Source organism: Pseudomonas sp. 18.1.10 (genome assembly GCF_024655625.1).
Taxonomy (GTDB): Bacteria; Pseudomonadota; Gammaproteobacteria; order Pseudomonadales; family Pseudomonadaceae; genus Aquipseudomonas.
Genome location: NZ_JANLGL010000297.1, coordinates 1 through 5,268, shown reverse-complemented (window position 1 = coordinate 5,268; position 5,268 = coordinate 1). Strand labels below are relative to the sequence as shown.

General features: G+C 60.0%; 6 protein-coding genes. 5 read left to right on the top strand and 1 reads right to left on the bottom strand.

What is annotated here, in order from left to right:
• Positions 1-100: 100 nt before the first annotated feature.
• Positions 101-880, bottom strand: a complete 780-nt coding sequence (yaaA, locus tag NUV89_RS27230; protein ID WP_257783750.1) for a peroxide stress protein YaaA — start codon at positions 878-880, stop codon at positions 101-103.
• Positions 881-999: 119 nt separating this feature from the next.
• On the opposite strand from yaaA, the gene NUV89_RS27225 reads away from it, so the two are divergent.
• From NUV89_RS27225 to moaE, 5 genes are all read left to right on the top strand, one after another.
• Positions 1,000-2,124 (top strand): polysaccharide deacetylase family protein, encoded by a 1,125-nt coding sequence (locus tag NUV89_RS27225; protein ID WP_257783749.1) that lies wholly within the window; start codon positions 1,000-1,002, stop codon positions 2,122-2,124.
• 339 nt (positions 2,125-2,463) lie between these two features.
• Positions 2,464-3,858 carry a PhoH family protein gene (locus NUV89_RS27220; RefSeq protein WP_207039993.1) on the top strand — a complete coding sequence of 465 codons (1,395 nt, stop codon included), beginning with the start codon at positions 2,464-2,466 and terminating at the stop codon, positions 3,856-3,858.
• A gap of 163 nt (positions 3,859-4,021) precedes the next feature.
• Entirely contained in the window at positions 4,022-4,495 is a 474-nt protein-coding gene (gene moaC, locus NUV89_RS27215; RefSeq protein WP_257783748.1) for a cyclic pyranopterin monophosphate synthase MoaC, read from the top strand.
• Positions 4,492-4,734, top strand: a complete 243-nt coding sequence (gene moaD, locus NUV89_RS27210; RefSeq protein ID WP_049709886.1) for a molybdopterin converting factor subunit 1 — start codon at positions 4,492-4,494, stop codon at positions 4,732-4,734. The genes moaC and moaD overlap by 4 nt, the downstream gene beginning before the upstream one ends.
• Positions 4,735-4,736: 2 nt before the next feature.
• Positions 4,737-5,186 (top strand): molybdopterin synthase catalytic subunit MoaE, encoded by a 450-nt coding sequence (gene moaE / locus NUV89_RS27205; protein WP_257783747.1) that lies wholly within the window; start codon positions 4,737-4,739, stop codon positions 5,184-5,186.
• Positions 5,187-5,268: the final 82 nt, after the last annotated feature.

The following is a 5,268-nucleotide window of genomic DNA, read 5'->3' as shown; positions in this document are numbered from 1 at the left end:
GCGGTGGATCAGATAAGAATCTATCGACTGACACGCCGCATTCGCGAGCAAGCCCGCTCCCACATTTGGATCTCATTGCCTGCAAGAGGCGGGTTTGGCGTTATTCCGGTGCGTGATCGCGCAAAAACACCAGCTTGTCCGGCTTGGACTGCTCCGCATTGAAGCGATAACCCTGCACATCGAATTCCTTGAGCCTGGCCGGGTCGCTGATACGTTCTTCAATCACAAAGCGGCTCATCATGCCCCGGGCCTTCTTCGCGTAGAAGCTGATGATCTTGTACTGGCCGTTCTTCAAGTCCTTGAACTCGGTGTTGATGATCCGCGCGTTCAGGGCTGTGCGCTTGACGGCCGAGAAGTACTCGTTGGACGCCAGGTTCAGCAGCACGTCGTCACCTTGCTCGGCCAGGGCCTCGTTCAGCCATTCGCTGATGCGCGTGCCCCAGAAGGCGTAGAGGTCCTTGCCACGGGCGTTGGCCAGCTTGGTGCCCATTTCCAGGCGATACGGCATCATCAGGTCCAGGGGGCGCAGCAGGCCGTAGAGGCCGGAGAGCATGCGCAGGTGGTCCTGGGCGTAGCTGAAGTCGGCGTCGCTGAAGGTCTGGGCATTCAGGCCGGTGTACACGTCACCCTTGAACGCCAGCAGCGCCTGCTTGGCGTTGGCCGGGGTGAACGCTGGGGTCCAGCTGCCGAAGCGCGCGGCGTTGAGGCCGCCGATCTTGTCGGAGACGTGCATCAGCTCGCTGATCTGCGCCGGGCTGAGTTCGCGCAGTTGCTCGATCAGTACCTGGGAATGGTCCAGGTACTGCGGCTGGGTAAAGCGCGCGGTGGCAGGCGCGGTCTCGAAATCGAGGGTCTTGGCGGGGGAAATCACCGTCAGCATGAAGTCGTCTCCTTAAATCGTGCGGGGATTCTAGGGGCTTGGGCGGTTTGACTCCACCTATGATGGCGATAGGCATGATCCGCTATGATGGGCGGTAACTCTGGAGAGGAAGACCCTGCGTGCGAATAGCGCTTTTATTGTCGGCATGCCTGCTATGCCTGAATGTCCAGGCCGCCCCGGCAGATGTGGCCAGCCTGGACCGTGGCACCTGGCCGGAAAAACTCAGCAGCCCGGCGCTGTTCGATGTGGCCTCGCGCGCAGAAATCCTCATGTTCGCCCACAGCCTGCTGGCCAGCGAAGCCCAGGATGAAAGCGCCCTCAAACAGCGCCTGGGCTTGAAGATCGTCAATCTGGCCGCCATCGACGACTTGCGCCGCCAGCTCTGGCAGCGCCTGCTGGAGAACTACACCTTCGCCCAGCAGAGCTGTGAAGAGGACGCCTCGTTCTGCTACCTGGTGGAGAACATGGACGACTTGCGCGAGCAGGCCGGCAAGTTCGAGGTCAGCGAGAATTCTTTCTATATAGGTTGGGCGGCTCCCAGCCATGCCTTTCACGAACGTTATCTGGACGAACTGCTGCGCAAGGCCGCGCTGTTCCCGCAGATCAGCAGCGAAATCGCGCGCTTCGGTGACCATGAGCGCAATGGCGATGAATTCAACGACCGCTTGTTCCTGCTGACGTTTGACGGTGGCCCCGCGCCGGTCAGTGGCAACACCGATTGGCTCGCCGACTACCTGCGCAAGCAAAAGATGAACGCCACCTTCTTTGTCCTCGGCAGCAGCTTGCAAACGCGGGTGGAGCGCAGTTCCGCCGCCGATGTGCAGGCGTTGTACCAGGGCCAGTGCGTGGGCACCCAGGGCTGGCAGTACCGTTCCCACAGTCACTGGGTTGATTGGCAGAGTTCGATCACCCGCAGCGCCTCGCTGGCGCAGAACCTGATGCCGGAAAACTATGTGCCGCTGTTCCGCCCGCCGTACGGCCAGCGTCGCGCCGACAGCCAGGGTTTCTTCCAGTCCCAGGGCTTGCAGGTGGCGTTGTGGGACATCGATTCCCAAGACGAGCCGGGCAAGCTCAAGGCCGATGAGTCGGCGCAGCGGGTGTTGACGCTGATGTTGCTGTGGCGCAAAGGGGTGATTGTGTTTCACGACACCCAGGACAAGGCGCGGGTCGCTTTACCGCAGTTGATGCAGGCGACGGCACAGAGTGGCTTGGGTTGGCAGGACTGCCGCGAGGCGTTTCGCTGAAGTGCCCGGCCCTGTTGGGTTCGGGGCATTTAAGGGGTGATTTTGTGCGACAAATCGATGCAGGCGGACTTCCGACTTTAACGGGGTGCATGGCACTCGGCTAGTGCTATTCGTCATCCTGAAAAATAAACTTCAAAAAAGCGTCAAAGTGCTTTTTCCTGTCACATGTTTTGCGGTATTACGAAGTCAGATCGCCGAAACCTGCAACACAGGTGGCGTCTTTCCAGACTCCTCATGTGGGCATGCACTTGACGTCCCTCAGGTGCATTCGGTGGTCGAATCGAGGCGCAGCACCGCCCAGGTATTGCGTCGACTGGCTCCCACAAAAGGTGACCGAGTATGGATGATCATGGACGCACCCCTTCTTCCGACCAGCCAATCCTTTATGTGCTTGATACCAACGTATTGATCCACGATCCAAACGCACTGCTCAACTTCGAAGAACACCACGTCGCCATCCCGATGATCGTGCTTGAGGAACTCGACAAACTCAAAAGCGGGCACCATAGCGTGGCCGCCGAATGCCGCCAGGCGATCCGCCTGATCGACAAGACGCTGGGCGAAGCGTCGCCGGAAGACGTCGAGGTGGGCGTACCGATCCAGCGTGGCAAAAGCGGGCCCAAGGGCTTGCTGTCGATCCTGATGAGCAAGCGCAGCGAGCCCAATAGCCTGCTGCCGGAAAACCTCAACGACAACAAGATCATCAACCAATTGATCGACCTGCACGCGCGTGACAAGGACCTGCGCGTGGTGCTGGTGACCAAAGACATCAATATGCGCCTCAAGGCCCGTGCGTGTGGGATCGCGGCCGAGGACTACAGCACCGACCAACTGGTTGATGACGTGTCGATGCTGTCCCGTGGTTATCACATGATTACCGGCTCGTTCTGGGACCGCGTCAGCAAGGTCGAAACCCGCCAGGACCATGGCCGCACCTGGCACCAGGTGCAACTGATCGAAAACCTGCCGGCGGTGCATATCAATGAATTCATCGTCGATGAACAGGGCTTCGTGGGCTGGATCAAAGAGATCCAGGTCGACAAGCTGCTGATCCTCGACCTGCATCAGGAACCCCTGTTGCACCAGGAAGCCTGGGGCCTGAAACCGCGTGACATCTACCAGAGCCTGGCGCTGTACGCGCTGCTCGACCCGGACATCCACCTGGTCAACCTGACGGGCGCCGCCGGTTCCGGCAAAACCATCCTCGCCCTGGCTGCCGCCATCGAGCAGACCATGGTGACCAAGCGCTATCGCCGCATCATCGCCACCCGCAGCGTGCAGGGCCTGGACCAGGAAATCGGCTTCCTGCCCGGCACCGAGGCGGAAAAAATGGAGCCGTGGCTGGGGGCGATCACCGACAACCTCGAAGCCTTGCACATGGATGATGAAAACACCCATGGCAGCGTCGACTACATCCTCAGCAAAGTGCCGTTGCAGTTCAAATCCCTCAACTACATCCGGGGCCGCAGCTTCCAGCAAAGCCTGATCTTGATCGATGAATGCCAGAACCTCACGCCGCACCAGATGAAAACCATCATCACCCGTGCCGGCGCCGGTTCCAAAGTGGTGTGCCTGGGCAACCTGGCACAGATCGACACCCCTTACCTGTCCGCGACCAGCTCCGGGCTGACCTACCTGACGGAACGCTTCAAGGATTTCCCGAACGGCGTGCACATTGCGCTGCAAGGGGTTCCACGTTCGATCTTGGCTGAATACGCCGAATCTCATCTATAAACGCGGTCAATGTGGGAGCTGGCTTGCCTGCGATAGCATCACCTCGGTTTTCCTGATCCACCGAGGTGCCTGCATCGCAGGCAAGCCAGCTCCCACACAAGCCAGCTCCCACATTTATTGTGTGTAAGGTTTACAATCGCTGCTCCTGATCAGGAGTATCCCTGTGCTGACTCATCTCGATTCCCAAGGTCGCGCCCACATGGTCGACGTCACCGACAAGTCCGTGACGTTCCGTGAAGCCGTAGCCGAAGCCCGGGTGCGCATGCTGCCCGAGACCCTGCAAATGATTGTCGACGGCGCCCATCCCAAGGGGGACGTGTTTGCCGTGGCCCGCATCGCCGGGATCCAGGCGGCGAAAAAAACCAGTGATCTGATCCCACTGTGCCACCCGCTGATGTTGACGGGCGTCAAGGTCGAACTGAGCGCCGATGGCGCAGACTCGGTGCACATCCTGGCGCGCTGCAAGCTCTCCGGGCAGACCGGCGTGGAAATGGAAGCCCTCACCGCCGCCAGCGTCGCGGCATTGACCATCTACGACATGTGCAAGGCCGTGGACCGGGGCATGACCATCGAAAGCATCCGCCTGCTGGAAAAGCTTGGCGGCAAGAGCGGGCACTTCAAGGCGGACCAGGTATGAGCATCAACGTATTGTTTTTTGCGCGTTACGCCGAGGCGGTGGGCTTTGATTCGCTGGAAGTGGAAGGTGATTTCGCCACCGTCGACGCTGTACGCCTCGCGTTGGCCAGTGACCCGGAGTTTGCCGTACTCAACGAGACCAGCCTGATGTGCGCGCGCAACGAAGAGTTGTGCGGCCTTGATGAGCCGGTGCAGGCAGGTGACGAAGTGGCATTCTTCCCACCGGTGACCGGAGGCTGAGCATGGCCATTCGAGTGCAGGCCCAGGCGTTTGATCCGGGTTATGAGGTGAATGCCATGCACGCGGCCAATGTGGGCGTGGGCGCTGTGGTGAGTTTTGTCGGCTATGTGCGTGACTTCAACGATGGCCTGGACGTGGCAGGGATGTTCCTGGAGCACTATCCGGGCATGACCGAAAAGGCCTTGGCCAAGATCGCGGTCGAGGCTGAGCAGCGCTGGCCGTTGCTCAAGCTGGAAGTGCTGCATCGCATCGGCGCGCTCGAACCGGGTGAGCCGATTGTGTTTGTCGGAGTCGCCAGTGCCCATCGCCAGGCGGCGTTCGATGCCTGTGCGTTTGTGATGGACTACCTGAAGACGCGGGCGCCGTTCTGGAAGAAAGAGCACACCAGTGAAGGGCCGCGTTGGGTGGAAGGGCGCAGCAGCGACCACAGTGCCGCTGACCGCTGGAAATAGTACGTCGGACGCAGAACCAAATGTGGGAGCGGGCTTGCTCGCGAATGCGGAGTGTCAGTTGATACATTCATCACTGATACAC

Bases quoted from the DNA above. Each gene is read 5' to 3' on its own strand.
- yaaA (WP_257783750.1), bottom strand. From the start codon at position 880: ATGCTGACGGTGATTTCCCCCGCCAAGACCCTCGATTTCGAGACCGCG.
- NUV89_RS27220 (WP_207039993.1), top strand. From the start codon at position 2,464: ATGGATGATCATGGACGCACCCCTTCTTCCGACCAGCCAATCCTTTAT.
- moaD (WP_049709886.1), top strand. From the start codon at position 4,492: ATGAGCATCAACGTATTGTTTTTTGCGCGTTACGCCGAGGCGGTGGGC.
- moaE (WP_257783747.1), top strand. From the start codon at position 4,737: ATGGCCATTCGAGTGCAGGCCCAGGCGTTTGATCCGGGTTATGAGGTG.